We start from the raw sequence: 23,904 nt of genomic DNA, 5'->3' as shown, positions 1-23,904 counted from the left end.
TCGACTTGCATGTATTAGGCACGCCGCCAGCGTTCGTCCTGAGCCAGGATCAAACTCTCATAAAAAAATTTGAAACGATCTAAGATCGTTAAGCTCTTAATTGACTTCGCTCGCATTACTGCTTGCTATTTTGTTTTGCTTCTATCTAAATAGAAACACCTTACACTATTGGTTCGTTTGCTTGCTTTGTTCAGTTTTCAAAGGTCTAATCTGTCGCCTCAGCAACTTCTTAATGATAACTCATTAAGTTTCGAATGTCAATCTTTTTTTTAAAAAAGTTTTTTATTTCGAACTACGTTTCTGATTTAACAACTTCTATATCTTACTACGTCTTTTGTTATTTGTCAAACGTTTTTTTATTTTTAAATCAACGTTTTCGAATCAAATATCTTTTCGACTTTGTTATAATATCATGTTGTTTTTTTAAAGTCAACTCTTTTGTTTAAAAATTTTTTATTAATTAAACGACAAAGAATTGTTTTAACGACAAGAAATAATATAACAAGTAATCAACAAAAATGCAAGTGCTTTTTATTGATTTCTAAAAAAAAATAGAGCCTATGGAAAAATATCCATACGCTCTATATATTTTTTTCGATTGGCAATTGAATTCTAAAAATAGTACCTTGATGTAAAATACTTTCTACCCGAATCGTTCCTTTATAATTTTCAATCAATTTTTGAGAAATCGCTAAACCTAGACCATTACCGCCCTTCGTACGCGCTCTAGCTTTGTCTACACGATAAAAACGATTAAAGATTTTTGCTTTATCTTCTTCAGAAATCCCTTCACCAAAATCTTGGATGGCGATTTCTAGCATCTTTTGACTAGAAGATACCGTAACGTGAACTTCCTTACGATCTGTCGAATACTTCACTGCATTGTCCATAATGATTACTAAAATTTGCTCAAAATGATTGCGATAAATGCGTACTGTTTTTTCTTCAGCTAGATCATCATCTAGCGTAAACAAAAACTCTGGATAAAGCATTTTAAAATTATTGAATACCTGATGAACCACTTCTTTGGCCTTTGAACTTTCATTTGCGTAGTGCACATCCACTTGCTCAGCTCGAGACAAGTCTAGCATTTCTTGAACAAGCACTTTCATACGACTGATTTCTTGCATACTAGCAGATAAAGACTCTTCTAATACTTCAGGATCATTTTTCCCCCAACGATCTAACAAGCGCAAGTGTCCTTCGATTACTGCCACTGGTGTCCGTAATTCATGAGAGACATCTTCGACAAATTGTTCTTGCTGTTCAATATATGAACGCATTCGATCGAGCATTTCATTAAAAATCTCAGCAACGTCTGCTAGTTCATCACTTGTCTGTAAAGCAGGCATATGGATATCTGATTGTGGATCTTTTCGGATCTCTTCCATAGTATCGCGTAATACTTTTAATGGTTTTAAAAAATAAGCAGACAGCAAATATCCTAAAAAACTACTCAATACAAATGAAATAATTTCTAAAATCAACAAAGTGATCAATAAGCGTTGTTTGATTTCATCTAGCGAGGTCAGTTCATAAAACGTTTGTACGTATCCAATTGTTTCCCTCGTATCTTTTGATTGGATCGGTTTGATCGTAATAAATCCTGTTTTTCCCTTGATATTCATGATCGTCGGCTTTTTCAATTTCGTTTGCTCTAGAGACAAATCTTCTTTTTGTGTTTTAAAAACAAGTTCTTCATCTAGATTATAGACGTATAGACTAACTTCTGGTTGCCCTAAATCTGAAATAAACGGATCAATATCCATCAAAATCCCTTCAATAGTAGATGTTCGATCATAGATACTGTTCTCACCATTGTTACTATTGGTTAAATTACGATACGTTTCGACTAAGTTTAGCGTGCGATCAGCGTTAGCTAATCTAGAGACAGCTTCATTTGTTGTCTGTTCCGCATTTTTACGTTCTTTATCTACAAATAGATTAATAGAAGATTTATACGTGATCACTGCAAAGACTGTAAATACGACAAATATAAATAAAGAACTGGCTAAGGCCCACTTTATCGTTAAAGAGAGCCCCTTCAGTCCTTTTACTTGTTTACTTTTTTTCATCAAGAACGCATCACATACCCCGTACCACGAACAGTCTGAATATAACTTTCTTCGCCTGGCACGTCAATTTTGTTTCGCAAGTAACGGATATAGACATCGACTACATTCGTTTCAACTTCTGTTTCATAACCCCAAACTTTGTTTAACAACACATCTCTGGCTAAGACCACATTCACACTTTCCATTAACGTCAATAACAATTCGTATTCACGTTTAGTCAATTCGATCACTTCAGATCCTCGACGAACCACGCGATTTTCTTTTTCAATGACTAAATCGCGGTAAGTAATGGTTGTTTGTTTTGAAATATTTTTATCGCTTTCGATATCGATTCGACGTAATAAAGCCCGTAAGCGTGCAAGTAATTCTTCGATCGCAAAAGGTTTTACGATATAATCATCTGCTCCATGGTCTAGTCCTGAAACACGATCAATTACTGAGTCGCGTGCTGTCATCATAATAATCGGTGTGTTTTTCACTTGGCGAATGCGACGACAAACTTCTAATCCATTTAATTCCGGCAACATCAAGTCTAATAAAATCGCATCCCACTCGTTATTTAAGGCAGCGTCTAGTCCTGTACGTCCGTTATAATGAACATCTGTAGTATAACCTTCATGTTTTAATTCTAATTCGACAAAGCGAGCTAGGTTTTTTTCATCTTCTATAATTAAAATATTGCTCATCTATTCAATTTTTCCCTTCTATTCAAATACATCGGCTTTTAAGGTAACAGTTCGATTTTAACATGAACACGACAATAAAAAAAGAGATTGACCCTAAACTTTTTGTCTAGGGCCAACTCTGAACAACTGATTATTCTTCTGTATACCAAGAATAGTGGAAGATTCCTTCACGGTCTGTACGTTCGTAAGTGTGTGCACCGAAATAATCTCGTTGTGCTTGGATTAAGTTTGCAGGTAAACGCTCTGAGCGATATGAATCAAAGTAAGCAATAGCAGATGAGAATGTTGGTACTGGAACTCCTGCTTGAACGGCAAGAGCAACCACGTCACGAACTGCTTGTTGATATTTTGTAGTGATATCTTTAAAGTAATCATCTAGCAATAAGTTTTCGATATCAGGATTTGTTTCATATGCATCCGTAATTTTTTGCAAGAATTGAGCACGAATGATACATCCAGCACGCCATATTTTAGCGATTTCACCAAATGGTAAATCCCAATCGTATTCTTTTGACGCTTTACGTAATTGAGCAAATCCTTGCGCATAGCTCATGATTTTGCTGAAGTACAATGCTTCGCGGATTTTTTCAACCAATTCTTGTTTGTCGCCGTCAAATTTCATTTCAGGTTTAGCTAAGACTTTACTTGCTTGAACACGTTCGTCTTTGTAAGCTGAAATGTAGCGAGCAAATACGGATTCTGTAATCAATGGTAATGGTACACCTAAATCTAATGCACTTTGGCTTGTCCATTTACCAGTTCCTTTATTACCAGCAGCATCTAAAATCACATCTACAATTGGTTTTCCTGTTCCTAAATCGTCTTTACGCGTCAAAATATCAGCTGTAATTTCGATTAAGAAACTGTCCAATTCGCTTGTATTCCATTCTTTGAAGATGTCTGCCATTTCGTCTACAGAAAGGCCTAATAAGTTTTGCATTAAGTCATAAGATTCAGCGATTAATTGCATATCTCCATATTCGATTCCATTGTGTACCATTTTAACATAGTGCCCTGCACCATTTGGTCCAATATAAGTGACACAAGATTCTCCGTCTTCTGCTTTAGCTGCAATCTCATTTAAGATCGGCGCAACCAATTCATACGCTTCTTTTTGTCCACCAGGCATGATTGAAGGGCCTTTTAGCGCACCTTCTTCTCCACCAGAAACACCTGCACCAATAAAGTTGATGCCAGAATCTGCTAAAGCTTCGCTACGACGAATCGTATCTTTGAAGAATGTATTTCCGCCGTCGATCAAAATGTCCCCTTTATCTAAATGAGGCAATAAAGATTGGATCGTTGCATCCGTTCCTTTACCTGCTTGAACCATCATTACAATACGACGTGGTTTTTCAATCGATTGTACAAATTCTTCTACTGTATAAGTAGCTTTTAAATTCTTTTCTGGATGTTCTGCTACAACCTCTTCTGTTTTTGAACCTGTGCGGTTGTATAACGCAACAGAATAGCCACGGCTTTCAATATTCAAAGCCAGGTTTTTACCCATTACAGCCATTCCGACAACGCCGATTTGTTGTTTCGTCATGTACATTCCTCCTAATTACAATCAATACAAATTTCTCTTTTATTATAACGTAAAATCTTTATTAAAGAAACTATCGTAGTCGCAATCTTTTGAAAACAAAAAAATAAACCCAAGGCTCCATGGTTAGCCTTGGGTTTGAGAATCATTTTCTCTAAAAAATGACTTATGCTTCTTTTGAAGCTACATCTTTACCATCGTAGTGTCCGCAATTTGAACATACGTGATGGCTTTTCTTCATTTCACCACAGTTTGCACATTCGTTTAAACCGTTGATTGTTAATTTGTAGTGTGTACGGCGTTTAGCCTTTTTTGCTTTTGAAGTTCTTCTAGCTGGTACTGCCATGTCTTACACCTCCTTGTAATGAGAAGCAATAATAAATTATTGCGATTTATTCCAATCTTACTCGTTATCTTCTTTAAACAAATCCGATAATTTCGCAAGACGAGGATCTACTTTTGTTTCTTGCTCTTGTTCCATTTCCTCTTGATATTGCTCTTGCGATAGCACTGTCCATCCTTGACCAGATGGCAGTTCTTTTCCTTTTTGTTCTTCCTCTGTTAAGATTTGTAACGGAATTGAAAGTACAATATTGTCAGCTACAGATTCATCCAGATCGATTGTTTGCGTTTCGATGAGTAAAACATCGTGCGCTTCAACTTCATCCGATCGTTTCTGAAACTGCTCCGGTGTCATAAACAGTTCATCGACTGAAAACGACAATGGGTAGCGAACAAGTTCAAGTGAGCGGGTTGATGGAATGTCCAAAATAGTCTCCAATTTATAATGTAAAATATAGGAATCTTCACTGGGTGCAATGAATCCTACTACACGAACTGGATCAGCATTTTGAATCATCGAATCTTTTTTCCGCAATAGTTCCACTATGTCCAACGTTTCATCAAACTCTAGTGGTGTACCACGATATTTAGATAATTCTTGTAATGACCATTTCATTTTTTCCACCTCTTAAGCAACAAAGGTTATTATACAGGGCTTAAATTGGTTTGTCAATGTATTTTTCTTGACACCTTTTTTTCTTCTTTGTCACTGTATTTTTACCAAAGAAAAAGATTGCATACGATTAAACGTAAGCAATCTTTTGTCCTCAGCGATTAGATAGCAGTTGTTTCTCCACGGTAAACAATTCCACGACGAGAATCTACAGTTACTAACTCTCCATCTACGATTGTTGTAGTTGCATCTTTAGCACCTACGATTACAGGAAGATCTTTTGCGATCCCTACAACAGCTGCGTGAGAAGTTAAACCACCATCTTCTACAACTAATGCAGCAGCTTTTTCGATTGCTGGCATGTATTCTTTATCTGTAGTTGGTACTACTAATACCATACCATCTTGCGCTTTTGCAATTGCTTCAGCAGCAGTTGAAGCTACAACAGCATTTGCGATTACAGAGCGTTCGCCCACACCTTGTGCTTCGATCAATTTAGAACCAATCATTTGGATTTTCATTACGTTTGTTGTTCCACGTTCACCAACTGGTACACCAGCAGTGATCAAGATCAAATCGCCTTCTTTAGCAAAACCTAATTCAACAGCTTTTTTCGTAGCTAATTCAAACATTTCATCTGTTGTACTTGGTTTTTCTGTTACAGTTGGGAATACGCCCCAGTTTAACATCAAACCACGTTTTGTACGTTCGTCAAATGTCACTGCTAAGATATCTGCATCTGGACGGTATTTTGAAATCATTTTTGCAGTATGACCAGATTCAGTCGCTGCTACGATACATTTAACATTTAAGTTTTTCGCTGCACGAGCAACAGATAACCCAATTGTTTCAGTAACGTCTGTTTTATCAAATTGATTGATTTGGAATGAACCTAAGCGATTTAATGCTTTTTCTGCTTCACGGTCAATACGAGCCATTGTTTCAACAGCTTCAATTGGGTATTCACCATTTGCTGATTCACCAGATAACATTGTTGCATCTGTTCCATCAAATACAGCATTGGCAACGTCTGATGCTTCTGCACGTGTAGGACGTGGGTTGTGTTGCATAGACTCTAACATTTGAGTCGCTGTGATTACTGATTTACCAGCAGCGTTACATTTTTTGATGATATCTTTTTGAACCATTGGAACTAATTCAGCTGGGATCTCAACACCCATATCTCCACGGGCAACCATGATACCGTCAGAAACTTTTAAGATTTCGTCGATATTGTCGATACCTTCTTGAGATTCAATTTTAGAGAAGATTTGAACATGTGTCATGTCTTTTTCTTCTAAGATTTCACGGATTTCTAATACGTCTTGTGCTTTACGAACAAAACTTGCTGCGATAAAGTCGATATCGTTGTCACAACCAAAACGAATATCTTCTGCATCTTTTTCAGTGATCCCTGGTAAGCTGATTGATACGCCTGGCGCATTAACCCCTTTACGAGAACCTAACAGACCAGCATTTTTAACAACCGTTACTAATTCACGATTTGCTTCATCTTTTTCAGTAATTTCCATATCGATTAAACCATCATCGAATAATACATGTCCACCAACGTGAACGTCGTCGAATAGCCCTGGATAAGTTACTGCGATTTTTTCTTTGTTTCCTTCTAAGGAAGCATCCATTGAAATGCGTACAACATCGCCAATTGCAAATGCAATTTTGCCGTTTTCTGTTCCTTGAACTGTCGTTCTGATTTCTGCACCTTTTGTATCTAATAAGATGGCAACATCTTTACCAGTTGCTTTCACAGCGTCACGAACTAAAGTCATACGATCTAGTTGTTCTTGATGATCTCCGTGAGAGAAATTGAAACGGAAAACATTTGCTCCTGATTCAATTAATTTAGAGATGATCTCTAGTGTATTACTTGCTGGTCCTAATGTACTAACAATTTTTGTTTTTTTCATTGCAAGATTTGCTCCTCTTCATTGTTTATTAAAATTGGCATTTATGCCACTTTTAGCTAAGTTAAGATTAAACCGATAATTCACGGTTTAATTGGTAAAGTGAAAGATCTGGTTTGTGTTTGTTATTTTCTAGCGTATCGATGATATCGGCTGCAACAACTTTATTGTCTAACATCCCGACACATAGGCCGCCTTTGCCTTCTTTTAGTAAATCGACAGCATAGCCACCAAATTTACTTGCCAAAACGCGGTCACGCGCGCTAGGTGAACCACCACGTACGATATGTCCTAAAATCGACACACGCGTATGGAAATCCCCATATTTTGATAGTTCTTCAGCAAATTCGTTTCCACCCATTACACCTTCGGCTAATACGATCAAGCAATGTTTCTTCCCACGATCGCGTCCTTCTTGAATACGTCGAGCAACTTCTTTCATATCGAATTCGTGTTCAGGAATAATAATTTCATCTGCTCCACCAGCAACACCTGCCCAAAGCGCAATATCACCAGCTCCACGTCCCATTACTTCAATTACAAATGTACGAACATGAGAAGTCGCTGTATCGCGAATACGGTCTAATGCATCTAATACTGTATTGATTGCTGTATCAAATCCAATCGTAAAATCAGTTCCTGGAATATCATTATCAATCGTTCCTGGAATTCCTACAGCTGGAAAGCCACGTTTTGTCAGCGCCATTGCACCATGGTATGACCCATCGCCACCAATGACAACCAATCCTTCGATTCCAAATTTTTTCAATTGCTCGATCCCTTTTAATTGACCTTCTTCAGTCGCAAATTCAGGATAACGTGCAGAGTATAAGAATGTTCCACCACGTTGGATTTTATCCCCAACATCTGGAATATCTAAGCGGCGGATATCTCCGGCTACTAGTCCTGCATATCCATAATTGATTCCATAAACTTCAATTCCTTCGTAAATCGCTTTACGAGTCACTGCGCGAATTGCCGCATTCATCCCTGGTGCATCTCCACCACTGGTTAAGATTCCGATGCGTTTCATCTACGTATTCACCTCATTAGTTTATTTGGTTAGATTCTCAATTCTTTTGCTTTAACCACAAACAGTATTCTACCATTTTTCTCTTTGAATGTCTTGAAATAACATGAAAAAAGTCAAATAATGCGCTTTAATTTGAAAAACTAATTGAAAACAACATTTTCATTTCCTATCAACTCTTGAATTTGTTCAAGTGCTTTTGGTGTTGGATCGATCCAAAATCGTTCTTCTAACATTTTTTGTTGTTTTTGTGCTTCATAATACATGATTACGGGTGTTGTTCCATGAAATCGTTCCAATAAATCAGCTAACTCTTTTAAACGTTTTGGTGTATTCAAAGGTGCTGTGATGCGTAAAAAGCAAGTTGCTTGTTTCAATGTAGCCAGTAACTCATCTGCACGCTCGATTTTTCTAGCGATTAATTGAAGTTGTTGATTAAACGAACTGCGCTCGATTTTGCCTTCGATCAAATAAGCTTGCTCCATTTCTAGTAGTCCACGTTTTGTACGGTACAATTCCGGAAATACGGTTACAGAAAGTTCTCCTGTCTGATCCATAATCTCTAAAAAGACCATCTTTTCTCCTTTTTTCGTGCGGATCTCACGACTTGTGGTTAAGTGTCCTAATACTTTAACTTGTTGGTTAACTACAACCTCACTGATCGCTGTCGCTTGAAATGTTTTGAGTAAACTCTGATAACGATCTAACGGATGCCCTGTCACGAAAAAGCCTAAATATTCTTCTTCAAATGCCAAACGTTCTTCTTTAGTATAATCTGGAACTTCTGCACCTTTTAAGGGCATCATTTGAAGCAACTCAAGACTGCCCGCACTAAATTCTAAATTTTGTAAACGGCCAGAAAGCTCTTCTACTGCTTGACGACAATTGCCAACTAGTGTATCAAAGGCTCCAATCTGTAGTAATGGACGCAACGTCTCTTCTTTTAAAAAACGGGCATGATCTTTTTGCATCCGTAATAAAAATTCATCAAATGAACGAAAATGACCATTAGCTTGGCGTTCGTCAATGATTGCTTGTACAAAATCACGTCGCATCCCTTTAACACTAGACAAGCCAAAACGAATCCCATTTGGTTTGACTAGTTGAAAGCTTGCAAAACTCGTATTAATCATCGGTTTTTCTAACTCTACACGATAACGTTTGGCTTCATTAGCGTAGTCACGGATTTTTTTAGGCTGATGCTGTGCTGTTTGCATTAATGCTTTAAAAAAAGCAGCTGGATAATGTACTTTCAAGTAAGCCATTTGATACCCAATGATCGAATAGGCAAAGGCATGGGAACGGTTAAATCCGTAATCTGCAAAGCGTTCGATATATTCATATACTACCGCAGCCGTTTGACTTGAAACGCCATTTTCTTTTGCTCCTTGATAAAAATGCGTACGTTCCATCTCTAAAATATCGCGTTTTTTCTTTCCGATCGCACGTCGTAATAAATCGGCTTGACCTAATGTATATCCAGCTAATTTCGACGCCACTTGCATAATTTGTTCTTGATAGACCATGACACCATAGGTCGGGCGCAAGATCGTTTCCAATTTATCATCTGGATACGTGATCGTTTCTTGCCCTTTCTTACGTGCGATAAACGTATCGATCATTTGCATAGGTCCTGGGCGATATAGCGCATTGACGGCCGCTAGATCCTCTAGAGTTTCAGGACCGAGTTTTTTCAACACTTGCTTGATCCCGCTTGATTCAAACTGAAAGATCCCTGAAGTTTCTCCTGATTGAAACAAAGCATAAGTATCATCGTCATCTAAAGGGATTTGTGCTTGTGTCAATGCGTTTCCTGTGAGATATTCGATGCCTCGCAAGGTTTCATCAATGATCGATAAGTTACGTAATCCTAAAAAATCCATCTTCAATAAGCCAACTGCTTCCACTGCATACATCGTCCATTGCGTTAAATAGATCCCATTATTTCCCGATTGCAATGGCACGATCTCCCATAATTTTTGATCGCTAATCACCACACCAGCCGCATGTGTCGAAACATGACGGGGTAAGCCTTCGATGGAACGTGCGATCTGGTAAATCAGTTGGTTACGTTCACTCATCTCAACTAACTCACGAAATGTTTTCGATTCTTGATACCCTTGTTCAAGCGTGATTTTCAACCGATTCGGTAAAGCATTTGACCAACGATTGGCTTCGCTTTGTGATAAACCAAATACACGGCCAACATCACGTAATGCCATCTTCGCCGCCATCGTGCCAAACGTCGCGATTTGCGCTACATAATCGGCTCCGTAAGTTTTTTGTACATACTCTAGTACTTCTTCACGATGGTTGTCTGGAATATCTAAATCAATATCCGGCATAGAATAACGTTCTGGATTTAAAAAACGTTCGAATAGGAGATCGTAAACGATTGGATCGACTTCGGTAATCCGAAGCAGATAAGCTACAAGTGATCCCGCTGCTGAACCCCTTCCTGCGCCAGTCACTATTTTTTGTCGGTGCGCAAAATCCATAACGTCCCATACGATCAAAAAATAATCATCAAATCCCATGCTATGGATCACATCTAACTCATAATCGAGTCGCTCTTGATAGACGGATTGATGTTCTAGTTTCCGAAAGGCTAGACCTTTGATACACAGACTTTTTAGATAGTCAGCAGCCGTCTGTTCCTTTAATGGATACTTTGGTAAATAGGTTTGATGCAGCGGAATCGATACCGCCTGTTTGCACAATAGTTGAAAATTGGTGATTGCTTCGGGTAAAAATGCAAATCGTTCTTCACACACATCTGGTGCAACTAACCCTGTGCTTTTCACTGTTGTTTCTTCTGCGATGGTTTGGCTATCTAGTTTCTCTCCATGCGCAATAGCTTGCAATACACGGATCGTCAACGATTCATCTTGAGTGAGACTATGCAAGGGCTCAATCGCGACAGGTTTTAGATTTAACGCTTTTACACGTTCTAAAAACGGTGTATATCGTGGCTCTTGATGTTTTTGTTTGATTCCGATGAACAAACGCGAAGGATCAAACATTGGTCCAAATAAAATTTGATTTACATCTAGCTTTTGATCCAGACAATCAAACCACTCATTGTCTTCTTCCAAAATCACAGTCACATCAGCCAATGCCTCAGAAGCCGTCCACGATTGTTCGGTCATCGCTTGACTAGATAACTTCAATAATGCTTGATAACTGGCTTGATTTGTTGCAAACGCGTGAATAGAATATGTTTTTTGTGTCGCATTCGACATATAAGACAAACTGACGCCAAATACCGGTACAATGTCGACAGCATGACAAGCTTGTTGAAATTCAACAAAACCATGTACTGTCTCAATGTCACATAGCCCAAGGTGTGTGTAGCCTAAAGAATGGGCTTTTTCAACATACTCTTCAATACGGATCGTACTGGATAACAAGGAATAAGCAGAGCGTGTAATCAATGGAATATACATTGAGATCTCCCCTTTAATTTTCATTCTAGAATTCTTTACAACATTTTATTTTGTGGTACACTTAAAGCGAAAACCGTTCAAGAAAGAAGGAATCGCGATGCGTTACATTGTTACGTTGTTTTGGACTTTAGTCTTAGGCCAAGTCGTAGGTTATTTGGGAAGTTCATTAATGACTCAACCCTATGATTTTACTAGTTCTTTGTTCGTCTCTTTATTTGTCGCAGTAGTCATTATCTTGTTTGGTATACTAGGTACCGATAAAAAAGCCACTTCTTAAATAGAAAAAACCAGTTACTTTATTGTAACTGGTTTTTTTTATATTTCAATCTTTAATGGTAGCGAACACCTTTGCGGAAATTCAAAAAAGAAATGACGATATTCACCACAACAAAAGCGCTCGTTGCCCAAAATACTGCAGAATACCCAAAACTATACGCTACTGTCGATCCAACCATCGGACCTAGTACTTGACCAAAGTTACTAAACATTTGGTTATAGCTATAAATACGACTCACACCCTCAGCAGGAGTGATTTTACTAATCAATGTGTTTACTGAAGGCATCAACGCCCCTGTTGAAAACCCAAGTAAAAAGCGTAGCACACCTAATTGAAACGGATTTTGCACAAACCCCATCGGAATAAAACAAATCAATGAGAATAATAATCCTCCCATTAACACTTTATGATTGCCGATTCGATCTCCTAATCTTCCAAGTATCGGTGAAGAGATCATCGCTGAAACACCTGCGATCGAGACGATCACACCACTTGTAAACAAAACATTTTGCGGATCTTTACTCAATGAACGAATGTATAACGTTAAGATTGGACTAATACTCGTAATTCCTAATTGAATAATCAACGACGTTAAAAATAAACCAAATAACAAACGCACGTTTTTCATTTGACCTAAAATCTCGCGCATCGATAACATATCATGTTTTTCTACTGGTTCAAAGTCCTCTTTGACAGCAAAGATCGTTAATAACAACGTGATCAATAATACCGTACCTGTGATCAAAAATACATTGCGAATTCCAAATACTTCAGCTAATACTCCACCCATCAACGGACCAATCAAACTGCCCGCAATCGCACCGGTCGCTAGTGTCCCTAATGCCCAACCACTTTTTTCTTTTGGTGCTTGTGACGCGATCAAAGCCGTTGCATTTGGGATATATCCAGATAAAACTCCAGTGAAAAAACGCATCACGAGTAACCAATACACATTAGGAACAAAGGCTAAAGAGCCCATCGTCAATGTCATACCGGCTGCGGCACGGATCATCATCAATCTACGTCCTTTGCGATCTGCTAACGTTCCCCAAATCGGAGCTACGATCGCTGCGGCAAAAGCCGTAACCGAAATCGCCAATCCTGCAAACAATTCTACCTGACTTTTTTGAGCACCTAATTGCTCAACATATAAGGGAATAAAGGGCATCACTAAACTAAAACTAGCCCCTGTAAAGAAACAGCCAATCCATGAAATATATAAATTCCGCTTCCAGTCTACTCTCATACACAAACCTTCTTTCCCTACCACTATAGCCTATAATTACTAATAAAAACAACTCTAAAAAACTGAAAACCATTAATTTTATACATATAAAAAGCACTCGTATATCACGAGCGCTTTTTACTCTATAGAATAGCTAAAATAATAAAGTTTAGAATAAATAATGCATCGATTACCCAAATTACTGGTGAAACGTCTTTAATTTTCCCTTTGATCAGTTTTACAACTAAAAAGACGATAAACCCTGCTGCGATACCATACGAGATGCTATAACACAATCCCATGAAGATTGCGGCAAAAAAGGCAGGTAACGCTTCTTCTAAGTCTGACCAATTGATGTCTTTAAATGAAGCCAACATCATCACTCCAACTAAAATCAAAGCAGGAGCCGTTGCTTGATTGGGCACAATCGATACTAAAGGAGAAAAGAAACTACTGATGGCAAACAACACGGCTACCACAACTGAAGTTAACCCTGTGCGTCCGCCTGCACCGATACCTGCTGCGGATTCGACATAAGTCGTAGTATTTGATGTTCCGACTACTGCACCAATCGATGTAGCGATCGCATCAGCAAATAATGCACGATCCATCTTCGTATGCAGACCGTTCCCATCTTCTAAAGCTGCTTCATCTTGTTTTGAGAAGATTCCTGTACGACGACCAGTTCCAATAAAGGTTCCAATTGTATCAAACGTATCAGACAAACTAAATGCGATGATCGTCAAGATCACTTGGGGAATCCGTGCAGAATCATGGAATAAAGATTGCATTCCGTTTTCACCAAATGCTGCACCAAATGTTGTCCCTAACTCTTTAAATGAATTGCCTAGTGAATCAGCTTTCCAATTAACTGCGCTTAAATCAACTACACCCATTAGGATCCCAATAATCGTCGTCACAATGATCCCAATGATCACAGCACCACGTACATTCGCCACAACTAGTGCCATCATGATAAATAACCCAATCAATGCAAGCAAGATATCTGGATTGTTGAAATTTGCTAAAGCAGGTACGATCCCACCATTCATCGACACTGCGGCAACAGTTCCATCTACCACTGTGCCATCGGTAATCGTCGTGCCACTAGCAGAAAAGTTGATCAAGTTCGCATTCTTTAATCCAACGTACGCTACAAAGATTCCAATCCCTCCACCGATTGCATGTTGCAAACTTTCAGGAATCGAATGAATAATTAACTTACGAATCTTAGTGATCGTAATAAAAATGTTGATCAACCCACAAATAAAGACCATCGCAAGTGCTTCTTGCCATGAATACCCTAAGCCGATGACTACCGTGAACGTGAAAAAGGCGTTTAATCCCATACCCGGTGCTTGTGCATAAGGAACATTCGCAAATAGCCCCATGATCAAAGTCCCAATCATTGACGCAATCACTGTTGCTAAAAAGACTGCTTGAAATGGCATTCCTGTTTGTGATAATAATGACGGATTGACAAATAAAATATAACTCATTGCAAAAAAGGTCGTGACCCCAGCCATTATTTCAGTCGAAACTGTTGTTTGATTTTCTTTCAATTTAAAAAACTTTTCCATCTCTACACTCCTATATGCTGTTTTAAACACAAACATCTTATCTTTTTTCACCGCTTTTGTTCGTGTATATCCCCTGACTCGTTTGATTATAATCATCTCATTTAAATAAAACAACACAATATTTACTTTTACGCTAAAAACTCACTTAAATGTTCGTGTTTTATCGAAACCACTAGAGTTATTACTTGTTATTTCTGTTTATTATGGTAAACTAATCTAATATTTGAACACATGAGAAAGGATCTAAAATATGACAAAGAAATTAATTGCTATTGATTTAGATGGAACAACGTTAAACATCGACTCACTGATCACTAAACGTACACAAGACGTATTGCAAAAGGCTCGTAAAGCAGGTCACATTGTAAGTATTGCAACGGGCAGACCGTATCGTATGAGTGAGCAATTTTATCGCCAATTACAACTCGATTCACCAATGGTCAACTTTAATGGCGCTTTGGTTCACTTACCTGAACAAAATTGGCCTTATGAATCAGAACATTCAATCGATCGGGACATCGCATTTTCGATTTTAGAAAAGAAAAAAGAACTGAATCTAGATTTTGTTGCAGCCGAAAATCGTGAATCTTTTTATGTCGACCAAATCGAAGGTGTCGAGCCTCGTTTTTTTGCTACAGAACAAATCACAGAACAACATCTATTTAAACATTTACGTACAAATCCTACTTCGCTTTTATTGAAAACACAGCACGAATTTGCAGCTGATGTTTCAAAAGAATTGATGCATCAATTTGATGATGAAATCGATGTACGGACTTGGGGCGGTCCAAATGCGATTTTAGAAGTCGTACCTAAAGGTGTACAAAAAGCAATGGGTGTGGACATTATTGCGAATTCTTTAAACATCCGCCAACAAGACGTGATTGCTTTTGGTGATGAACATAATGATCTAGAATTACTTGAATACGCCGGTTGGGGCGTAGCGATGAAAAATGGAACGGATCAATTAAAAGCCGTTGCTAATGACCAAACGAGAAAAACCAATCAAGAAGATGGTCTTGCCGATTACTTAGAACGCTATCTTTCTTTATAAACAAAAAAAGCTGATTCCTAATTGGGACCAGCTTTTTTTATCGTTTGATATATTTTGTCTAATTGTTTTTGACTTTTCACAACACTCACTTTATTCGGATACATCGTCGCAATCTTTTGGAATGCTTTTCTTCTAGATCGTGTTCTCCCCTCATACAAAATCCACCAGATAAAGGCTAAATCAAATCGTTCCGGACAGCCCTCAGCCATATCCGGTCGGACATTTCCGTGATACTTTACCGTCCGTTTGATCACACGAAGAAGGCACTGAAAGCGCGAGAACAATAACAAATAAATATGATCGGCTTGCACTAGACGCTCTTCATAATAAAACTGGCGATAATTGCCATCGATTATCCAATCCTCTTGTTGCATAACCGATTGAACTATTTTTAATGCAGCTGTTTGGTCTCGCTCTTTCCAGTCAGACTCAAAGTGTACTTGATCTAAGTAGAGTGCCGGTAAGCAATACGTACTCGCCAGTTGCTTGGTCAACGTCGATTTCCCGCTGCCACTATACCCCATAACAATTAATTTCATCTGTTTTCTCCTTTTAATGGCTTGAACCAAAATAATTTACCAATAACGTACCGATAATGATCATCGCTAAGCCGATTATCGTGGGTAGATTGACTTGTTCTTTCCAAATGACCACCGAAAACAAGGTGATCAATAAAATACCAATCGCCCCCCACAATGCATAGGCTACATTTAACGGAATATAGGCTAAACTTTTGGATAGACAGTAAAAACATACCGCATAAATCACCAGACTTGCTAGTGCTATTGTCGTTTTTGTAAAACCTTGTGATGCTTTAAGAAGATTCGTAGCAATTACCTCACTGATGATGGCTAATGACAGATAGACGTACCCCATTATGTTCCTCACTTTCTTTTGACACAAAAAACACACGTCATCAGAAACCTAACGACGTGTGACTATAAGGAGAGTACGGGATTTGAACCCGTGCACCGGTTATCCCGGCTCGCTGGATTTCGAGTCCAGTGCATTACCACTCTGCCAACTCTCCGTTGTCTTTATTTTTCTACTTTTCGATTCATTTGTCAAGCTAAAAACAGAAGGCAGCCCCGTTTTGCACCACCTTCTGTCGTTTACTTATTTTTCTCGTCTTTTAATACAGATTCAATAACTTCATCAATGATCACAGCTTGTTGTTCACGCGTAGGCTCAATGATTCCCGCTTTACGTAATTGCGCAATTCCTGTGACTGCCATCCAAATCCCGTCATGCATCCGGCTGATTTGGCGTTCTGTTAAGCTTTGCATTTTTTTGTGTGAGGTGATAATGTGCTTAAATTCTTCTAGTGACCGTCTATACAGCATTTTTCCTGATCCAGAGTTATCGAAATACAACGCATTGAATACTTTTGGATACAAGCGTGCAAAATCGATATACGTCGTGCATACATCTAACAACAAGTCTTCAGATTCTGGGATCTCGTTCATTTTTTGAATCATATCTTCTTGAATCCACTTAATTAACGCAACTTTTAAATCTTTCATACTTTCAAAATGAAAATAAATCGGTTGTGTCGAGCCACCCATTTTTTTTGCAATATTCCGAGCAGTAAAATGGTCAAACCCGCTATCAGCCGCAAGATTAAAGGCCGCGCGAAGAATCTGTTCTCTTGTATAAACCTTATGGCGCATAAACTCCCTCCTAGCGTGAAAAGAATATTAAAAAAAACTCTTCCTACTCTTATTCTAAAAGATAACGCGAAAAAAGCAAATATAAATTGTTATTTTTCTGATTTTTTTATCAAGAAAAAGGCTTGTGCCTTTTTTTAATACACTGTACACTACAACTAAATCGTTATTATCAAGGAGTGTATTATGTCAAATCCAAAAGACCTTTTAATCGAGACTTGCTTGTTAGCTGGTCGAATTATGATGGAAAATGGTTCTGAAGTCTATCGTGTAGAAGACACGATGGAACGCATTGCTAAAAATGCTGGTGAGGTCAATAGCGTGAGTTATGTGACGGCTACTGGTATTTTTATGAGCTTGCGCAACGATCATTTTACTCAAGTCGAAAACGTAGGAGATCGCATCATCAACTTAGAAAAAGTCGTGGCGGTCAATCGATTATCTCGTGAGTTTGCAGAAAAAAAAATCGATCTTCCTACATTAAATGCACAATTAAAACGTGTGAATCCAGATACACCGACCTTCCCATTTTGGTTACAAGTCTTGGGAGCTGGAGTCGTCAGTAGCACCTTGATGTATGTATTCGGTGGGACTTGGTTTGAATTTATTCCAACGTTTATCGTAGGTATGATCGGCTTTTATAGTGCAACTTGGATCAAGAAGCACGTGACCATGCGCTTTTTCGATATGTTTTTTGCAGCCTTTATTATTGGTGTCTTGGCCATTCTTTTTGCCCATTTTTTCGACCAAGTTACCCCCGATCACATTATTATTGGTGCCGTTATGCCTCTTGTTCCTGGTGTGGCGATCACGAATTCATTTCGTGATATTTTTGCAGGACATATGATTAGTGGGCAAGCGCGAGGCGTTGAAGCCGTCATCGTCGCTTCTGCCATCGCAATCGGAATTGCAACGGTCCTTACCCTTTTAGGAGGTTTAATATGATCTATTGGTTGATTCAAATCGCATTTAGTTATTTTTGTACTGTCGGCTTTGGCGTACTAACGAATGTACCAAGACGTGCTTTAAATGGCTGTGGTATTACCGGAATGATTGGTTGGTGTGTCTTTTTGCTGATGCGCCAAAACGACTTTGGCATTGGCTCTTCGAATTTTATTGCTGCCTTTTTGATTGGAATTTTTAGTATCTATTTTTCGCGATACAAAAAAATGCCTGTTATTATTTTTTCAATTCCTAGTATCGTCCCCTTAGTTCCTGGAGGGCCAGCTTACCAAGCCGTACGTGAATTCGTACTCGGGAACTCTTCTAATGGGTTTCAATATGTTGTCATCGTGATTTTGACCTCTGGTGCGATTGCGGCTGCGTTTATGTTAACAAGTTTAGTTGAAAATATCGTGTTACAATGGCAACAAAAGTATAAGAATCCGTCTAAAGGACGAGGTTAGCAATGCAATGATCACGTATACTAAAAATACGTAAAGTTTACTCGTTTGAAAGAGTTTGAATAGCTTTTTAATGAGGTTTTCGTTTATGATAGAACTTAAAGGGGAGTGGCTTATGAACGTTGCAGTTTCTAGAAAAATCATGAATAGTCTATCGATTGCAGGGATTGGGGTCTCGATAATCTTTGCGATCTATCTTTATCGTTTAGGTGTCTTCCAAGATCTAGATTCGATGCGTGGGTTGGTTGGCGATTCGGTTATTTTAGGGCCACTTATTTTTATCTTTATCCAAATCATTCAAGTCGTTGTTCCGATTATTCCAGGTGGAATCTCGACTGCTGCGGGTGTTTTGATTTTTGGTCCTTATGCTGGGTTTATTTACAATTATGTAGGAATCTGTTTGGGATCGATCATTATTTTCTTATTGGCTAGAAAATATGGAAAATCGTTCATCTTGAGCTTTGTCAGTGATGCCACTTTTGCAAAATATTCACGTTGGCTAGAAAATGACAATCGTTTTGCAAAATTATTTGCCATTGCTATTTTTTTACCTGTAGCACCAGACGATGTCTTGTGTTTAATGGCGGGTTTGACAAAAATGAGTACTAAACAGTACACATTGATCATTTTGCTTGCCAAACCTTTTTCGATTTATCTATACAGCTTAGCATTGATTTATGGAGGACATCTTTTATCAGGGCTACTTGCTACGTAAACCAGACGTCACATTGTGTGGCGTCTTTTATTCTAATGTAAGGAAGGGATTTATATGCAATTACTCCGTCAGCAACTGCAACTCACATTTCGTTTTTTAAAACAAAGTCATCGCTCATTTCGAGACGTACTTGTCGTCCACGGGTTACTACTTTTTGTCATCATCCCGGGACTGACTGCAACGGTAAAATTTATTTTATCATCTGGGAATATCACCTACCTTTCGCTTGAACAATTTCCAACACTTATCACAAAACACCCCATCGTGTTGGTAAGTTTATTACTTGTTGGTGTCTTGATTTTATTAGCTGTGTTTTTTGAATTTACATTTTTACTCTTTAGTATGTACTTCATTCAAAAAAAACAATATGTTAAACTGACACAATTATTGAGATTAAGTAGCCAACAGTTAAAAAAAGTGCGGATTAGTGTACTTTTCTTTTTCCTACTTTATTTTGTCTTGCTGTTACCGATCGGTAGTTTCAATTTTCGTTCAGATTTACTCGCTAAAATTCAGATTCCAGCCTTTATTATGGATTATATCTTCGCCAATCGTGTCAGCGTGATCGTGAGTTTTGCACTTGTATATCTATCGCTTCTTTATCTCGGGATTCGTTTTTTATTCGTACTTCCTGAACTTATTTTAAACAATAAAAAAGTCCGTGAGGCCATCGCAATCAGTTGGCAGCTCACCAAGAAACGTTTTTTGATCATTTTTCTAACCTTTTTAGGTATCTCTTTTGCAATTGTTGCAATCAATACACTTTCATTTATTGTGCTGTTATCGATCCAAAGTCTCTTTGATCGCTATCTACCACATTACGCTTTGATCGCTGCTGTATTTATTATGTTTTGTATGCAAGCTGCTTTGTTAATCAACATTATTTTAACGACAATCAGTAGTTTTTATTTTATGATCTTATTACTCGATCAAGAACAACGACTTCCACAGCAATTATTTGTCAGCACAGATACGACAACACAAGCTTTTTCTAGTTGGCAAATGGTCGGACTCACCCTAGTCGCCAGTCTATTTGGGATCTCAGTCGGCTTATATAATTACGATTACTTAAAAAATGCGGAACTTTCTAATCCCTTGACGATCTCGCATCGTGGCGTTTCAAACGGGAATGGGATCCAAAATACTTTGGAAAGCTTAAGTAAAACATCAACAGAGTACCATCCAAATTATATTGAAATGGATGTGCAAGAAACGAGTGACCATCAATTTATCGTCTATCATGATTTTTCCTATCGCAACTTAGCCAATACACGATTAGTTCCTGAAGAAAATACGCTTGAAACAGCGCGATCCTTACGCTTAAATGAAAATGGTCAGACAGGTACCATCGCCTCTTTTGATGAGTATTTAGCAAAAGCCAAACAATTGAATCAAAAATTATTGATTGAGATCAAGACCCAACAAACAGATAAAAAAGGCGTAGCCGAACGCTTTCTAGCTCGCTACCGTACACAAATCATTGAACAACATCACTTGGTACAATCGCTCAATTATACGGTCGTTGAAACCTTAAAAGAAAAAGCACCCGAATTGACCGTTGGGTATATCCTACCGTTTAATTTAATCGGACCGCCTAAAACGAATGCTGATTTTTTAGTTATGGAAATGACGACCTTAACTGCACAATTTGTCACATCTGCGCATCAAGATCACAAACAAGTCTTTGTCTGGACACCTAATGATTTAAACGCTATGGAACGGATGATGTTTTATGGTGTCGATGGCATCATCACCGACCGGATGGACTTGTTGAATCAAGCAAAAAAACTAGATGAAGAAGAAACTTATGCCGACAAACTAGCTTACTTTGTCGTTGGATTTGGTTAAAATATTCTGAAAATTCACTTATATATTTTTTAATCTTTTTTAAAAAAATAAGTAAATATAATTGTAAAACGATTTAAAAAGTGGTACATTAATGTCGGTGTTAAAACACCGGCATTATCACAATGAAAGGGGTCTTATGACATGACATTTACAAAAGCTGCAATCGAATACAGAATTGCTTTTGATTCTGTGAAAAATGAGTTTCTAGCTATTGATGCGCATGATGAAAACCACGTTGCTTCTGGTGTGACGATCGAACAAGCAATCACGAACTTAAAAAACGCGCACAAATAGAGAGGATGCAAACTATGACTTGTGGACAGTCTGAAGATCATTATCAATAGAGGTTATGTTTAGTTCTATACTAAAGATAACCTCTATTTTTATGCCCAATTTTCCTCTCCGCTTAAAAAAAAGAACCGTCGTCAATACGACAGTTCTCATGATTTGAATGCTTATAGACGAGCGTTTAATTCTTTTGATAGTTCTTCAAATCCAGGTTTGCCTAATAAAGCAAACATATTTTTCTTATATGCTTCTACTCCTGGTTGGTCAAATGGATTGACACCCATCAAATAACCAGATACGCCCACTGCGATTTCAAAGAAGTACATTAAGTAGCCTAAAGTGTACGCATCCATTGCAGGGATTTTAACCAATAAGTTTGGTACATCCCCATCTGTATGTGCCAACAATACACCCTCAAAAGCCTTCGTATTGACAAAATCGACTTCTTTTCCTTGTAAATAGCCTAATCCATCAAGATCAGCATCTTGTACAGGAATTTTCACAGATTTACGTGGATTTTCTACTTTTACGACGGTTTCAAAGATATTACGGTTACCTTCTTGGATAAATTGACCTAATGAATGTAAATCAGTTGAGAAGTTTGCACTTGAAGGATAGATTCCTTTTTGATCTTTTCCTTCAGATTCACCAAACAATTGTTTCCACCATTCAGAAAAGTATTGCATTCCTGGTTCGTAATTGATTAACAATTCTGTTACTTTTCCTTTACGGTATAAAATGTTACGTAATGCAGCATATTGATACGCTTCATTTTCTTCTAATTTATCACTTGAATACGCTTCAGAAGCATCTGCTGCCCCTTGCATCAACGCATCGATATCAGCACCACTTGCTGCAATCGGCAATAACCCAACAGCAGTCAAGACAGAAAAACGTCCACCAACATCATCTGGAATCACGAATGTTTCCCAGTTTTCCGCATCCGCTTCCACTTTTACCGCACCACGCGCTTTATCGGTTGTCGCATAAATACGTTTATTGGCTTCTTCTTTACCATATTTATTGATCAATAATTCTTTAAACACACGAAATGCGATGGCAGGTTCCGTTGTGGTACCTGATTTTGAAATCACATTCACAGAGAAATCGCGATCACCGATCACTTCGATTAAATCTGCTAAATAAGTTGATGAAATCGAATTGCCGGCAAAAAAGATTTGCGGTGTTTTGCGTTCTTCTTTTGGCAACACATTATAAAACGTATTTTGTAAAAATTCAATTGCAGCACGAGCACCTAAATAAGATCCACCAATCCCAATGACGACTAATACTTCTGAATCAGATTGGATTTTTTTAGCGGCTTCTTTGATGCGCGCAAATTCTGCTTTATCATATGCTTTAGGTAAATCTAACCAACCACGAAAATCGCTACCAGGTCCTGTACCCTCACGTAATAATTTGTCGGCAGCGGTTACTTGTGATTGCATGTAACCTAATTCATGTTCATTAATAAATGGAGCTACTTTCGAATAATCAAATGTAATATGTGTCATGTTCATCCTCCTAGGGTTGATTTCACTACAAGTATTACTTTACTTTTTTTTGCTAAAATTGGCAAGTAAATCTTGATACACCGCCTATTTGGTCAAACTAGACAAGTCCTTGCGCAAGCATTGCTTTAGCAACTTTTTCAAAGCCTGCAATATTTGCGCCAACTAAAAAATTATTTTTTTGCTTGAAAGTTTCTGCTGTATCACGACAAGTTTCATAGATATTTTTCATGATTTCATCTAATTGTTGGTCCACTTCTTCAAATGACCATTGCAAGCGCTGGCTGTTTTGACTCATCTCTAGAGCCGATACTGCAACCCCACCAGCATTCGCTGCTTTACCTGGACAATAGTATACGCCAGATGCGATCAATTGATTCGCTGCTGGTAACGTCACCGGCATGTTCGCACCTTCAGAAACAACTGTTACCCCAGCATCAATTAGTTTTTGTGCTGCAGTTTCATTGATTTCATTTTGAGTGGCACATGGAAAGGCTAGATCAGCTTTTACTTCATGGTTGTCCCATAATGAGCCTTCGTAGTAGTTCGCTGACGGACGTTCTTTGACATATTCAGTCAAGCGCTCACGGCGTACTTCTTTGATGTCTTTTAATAAGGCTACATCGATTCCTTCTTCGTCGATCACAAATCCATTTGAGTCTGAGCAACTGAT

General features: G+C 38.2%; 21 protein-coding genes, 1 tRNA gene, 1 rRNA gene and 1 pseudogene. 7 read left to right on the top strand and 17 right to left on the bottom strand.

Going from position 1 to position 23,904, the window contains the following annotated elements; translation table 11 throughout:
* From QZ413_RS00380 to QZ413_RS00340, 9 genes are all read right to left on the bottom strand, one after another.
* Window positions 1-65, bottom strand: a 16S ribosomal RNA gene (locus QZ413_RS00380); the annotation flags it as partial.
* A 516-nt stretch (window positions 66-581) separates the two neighbouring features.
* A complete protein-coding gene (locus QZ413_RS00375; RefSeq protein ID WP_297074479.1) occupies window positions 582-2,075 on the bottom strand; it encodes a HAMP domain-containing histidine kinase in 1,494 nt (497 codons plus the stop codon).
* Complete coding sequence (locus QZ413_RS00370; RefSeq protein ID WP_297074478.1) at window positions 2,075-2,761, bottom strand: response regulator transcription factor; 687 nt, start codon at window positions 2,759-2,761, stop codon at window positions 2,075-2,077. Before QZ413_RS00370 ends, QZ413_RS00375 begins: the two co-directional genes overlap by 1 nt.
* Window positions 2,762-2,891: 130 nt before the next feature.
* Window positions 2,892-4,310 carry an NADP-dependent phosphogluconate dehydrogenase gene (gene gndA / locus QZ413_RS00365; RefSeq protein WP_297074477.1) on the bottom strand — a complete coding sequence of 473 codons (1,419 nt, stop codon included), beginning with the start codon at window positions 4,308-4,310 and terminating at the stop codon, window positions 2,892-2,894.
* A gap of 163 nt (window positions 4,311-4,473) precedes the next feature.
* Entirely contained in the window at window positions 4,474-4,653 is a 180-nt protein-coding gene (gene rpmF, locus QZ413_RS00360) for a 50S ribosomal protein L32 (protein ID WP_016184499.1), read from the bottom strand.
* Between the two features lie 57 nt (window positions 4,654-4,710).
* A complete protein-coding gene (locus QZ413_RS00355) occupies window positions 4,711-5,265 on the bottom strand; it encodes a DUF177 domain-containing protein (protein ID WP_297074473.1) in 555 nt (184 codons plus the stop codon).
* Between the two features lie 158 nt (window positions 5,266-5,423).
* Window positions 5,424-7,190 (bottom strand): pyruvate kinase, encoded by a 1,767-nt coding sequence (gene pyk, locus QZ413_RS00350; RefSeq protein ID WP_297074472.1) that lies wholly within the window; start codon window positions 7,188-7,190, stop codon window positions 5,424-5,426.
* Window positions 7,191-7,257: 67 nt separating this feature from the next.
* Window positions 7,258-8,220 carry a 6-phosphofructokinase gene (gene pfkA, locus QZ413_RS00345; RefSeq protein WP_297074470.1) on the bottom strand — a complete coding sequence of 321 codons (963 nt, stop codon included), beginning with the start codon at window positions 8,218-8,220 and terminating at the stop codon, window positions 7,258-7,260.
* 140 nt (window positions 8,221-8,360) lie between these two features.
* Entirely contained in the window at window positions 8,361-11,663 is a 3,303-nt protein-coding gene (locus QZ413_RS00340; RefSeq protein WP_297074482.1) for a DNA polymerase III subunit alpha, read from the bottom strand.
* Window positions 11,664-11,760: 97 nt separating this feature from the next.
* Between QZ413_RS00340 and QZ413_RS00335 the strand changes: the two genes are divergently transcribed.
* Window positions 11,761-11,940 (top strand): YjzD family protein, encoded by a 180-nt coding sequence (locus QZ413_RS00335; RefSeq protein ID WP_297074468.1) that lies wholly within the window; start codon window positions 11,761-11,763, stop codon window positions 11,938-11,940.
* Window positions 11,941-11,992: 52 nt separating this feature from the next.
* Here the strand turns inward: QZ413_RS00335 and QZ413_RS00330 are convergent, their stop codons facing one another.
* Entirely contained in the window at window positions 11,993-13,186 is a 1,194-nt protein-coding gene (locus tag QZ413_RS00330) for a multidrug efflux MFS transporter (RefSeq protein ID WP_297074467.1), read from the bottom strand.
* 122 nt (window positions 13,187-13,308) lie between these two features.
* On the bottom strand, window positions 13,309-14,745 hold the full coding sequence (locus QZ413_RS00325; RefSeq protein ID WP_297074465.1) for an NCS2 family permease: 1,437 nt from the start codon (window positions 14,743-14,745) through the stop codon (window positions 13,309-13,311).
* Between the two features lie 250 nt (window positions 14,746-14,995).
* Here QZ413_RS00325 and QZ413_RS00320 point away from each other — a divergent pair, with 250 nt between their 5' ends.
* On the top strand, window positions 14,996-15,799 hold the full coding sequence (locus QZ413_RS00320) for a Cof-type HAD-IIB family hydrolase (RefSeq protein WP_297074463.1): 804 nt from the start codon (window positions 14,996-14,998) through the stop codon (window positions 15,797-15,799).
* A gap of 17 nt (window positions 15,800-15,816) precedes the next feature.
* On the opposite strand, the gene QZ413_RS00315 is transcribed toward QZ413_RS00320, so the two are convergent.
* The 4 genes from QZ413_RS00315 to QZ413_RS00300 form a co-directional block, all read right to left on the bottom strand.
* Entirely contained in the window at window positions 15,817-16,338 is a 522-nt protein-coding gene (locus QZ413_RS00315) for a DNA topology modulation protein FlaR (RefSeq protein ID WP_297074461.1), read from the bottom strand.
* Between the two features lie 13 nt (window positions 16,339-16,351).
* Entirely contained in the window at window positions 16,352-16,675 is a 324-nt protein-coding gene (locus QZ413_RS00310; RefSeq protein WP_297074460.1) for a multidrug efflux SMR transporter, read from the bottom strand.
* A gap of 67 nt (window positions 16,676-16,742) precedes the next feature.
* Window positions 16,743-16,829: transfer RNA gene (locus QZ413_RS00305), tRNA-Ser, on the bottom strand.
* 82 nt (window positions 16,830-16,911) lie between these two features.
* On the bottom strand, window positions 16,912-17,469 hold the full coding sequence (locus QZ413_RS00300) for a TetR/AcrR family transcriptional regulator (RefSeq protein ID WP_297074459.1): 558 nt from the start codon (window positions 17,467-17,469) through the stop codon (window positions 16,912-16,914).
* A gap of 183 nt (window positions 17,470-17,652) precedes the next feature.
* On the opposite strand from QZ413_RS00300, the gene QZ413_RS00295 reads away from it, so the two are divergent.
* The 5 genes from QZ413_RS00295 (at window position 17,653) to QZ413_RS00275 (ending at window position 21,726) form a co-directional block, all read left to right on the top strand.
* Window positions 17,653-18,411, top strand: coding sequence for a threonine/serine exporter family protein (locus QZ413_RS00295; protein ID WP_297074457.1), 759 nt, complete (start codon window positions 17,653-17,655; stop codon window positions 18,409-18,411).
* Entirely contained in the window at window positions 18,408-18,872 is a 465-nt protein-coding gene (locus QZ413_RS00290; protein ID WP_297074455.1) for a threonine/serine exporter family protein, read from the top strand. Before QZ413_RS00295 ends, QZ413_RS00290 begins: the two co-directional genes overlap by 4 nt.
* Window positions 18,873-18,984: 112 nt before the next feature.
* The gene (locus QZ413_RS00285; RefSeq protein ID WP_297074481.1) at window positions 18,985-19,584 is read left to right on the top strand and encodes a TVP38/TMEM64 family protein; all 600 of its coding nucleotides are present in this window, start codon (window positions 18,985-18,987) and stop codon (window positions 19,582-19,584) included.
* 54 nt (window positions 19,585-19,638) lie between these two features.
* On the top strand, window positions 19,639-21,432 hold the full coding sequence (locus tag QZ413_RS00280) for a glycerophosphodiester phosphodiesterase (RefSeq protein WP_297074453.1): 1,794 nt from the start codon (window positions 19,639-19,641) through the stop codon (window positions 21,430-21,432).
* A 141-nt stretch (window positions 21,433-21,573) separates the two neighbouring features.
* Window positions 21,574-21,726: a hypothetical protein gene (locus QZ413_RS00275; RefSeq protein ID WP_297074452.1), complete on the top strand. Its 153-nt coding sequence runs from the start codon at window positions 21,574-21,576 to the stop codon at window positions 21,724-21,726.
* A 161-nt stretch (window positions 21,727-21,887) separates the two neighbouring features.
* Here QZ413_RS00275 and QZ413_RS00270 read toward each other — a convergent pair whose 3' ends face one another.
* Together QZ413_RS00270 and QZ413_RS00265 are read right to left on the bottom strand one after the other, a co-directional pair.
* Complete coding sequence (locus QZ413_RS00270; protein ID WP_297074450.1) at window positions 21,888-23,234, bottom strand: glucose-6-phosphate isomerase; 1,347 nt, start codon at window positions 23,232-23,234, stop codon at window positions 21,888-21,890.
* Window positions 23,235-23,331: 97 nt separating this feature from the next.
* Window positions 23,332-23,904: pseudogene (locus tag QZ413_RS00265) on the bottom strand (NADP-specific glutamate dehydrogenase); the annotation flags it as partial.

It is taken from the genome of uncultured Enterococcus sp. (genome assembly GCF_913775425.1).
Lineage (GTDB): Bacteria > Bacillota > Bacilli > Lactobacillales > Enterococcaceae > Enterococcus_G.
This window is presented reverse-complemented; position numbering and strand designations above follow the sequence as displayed.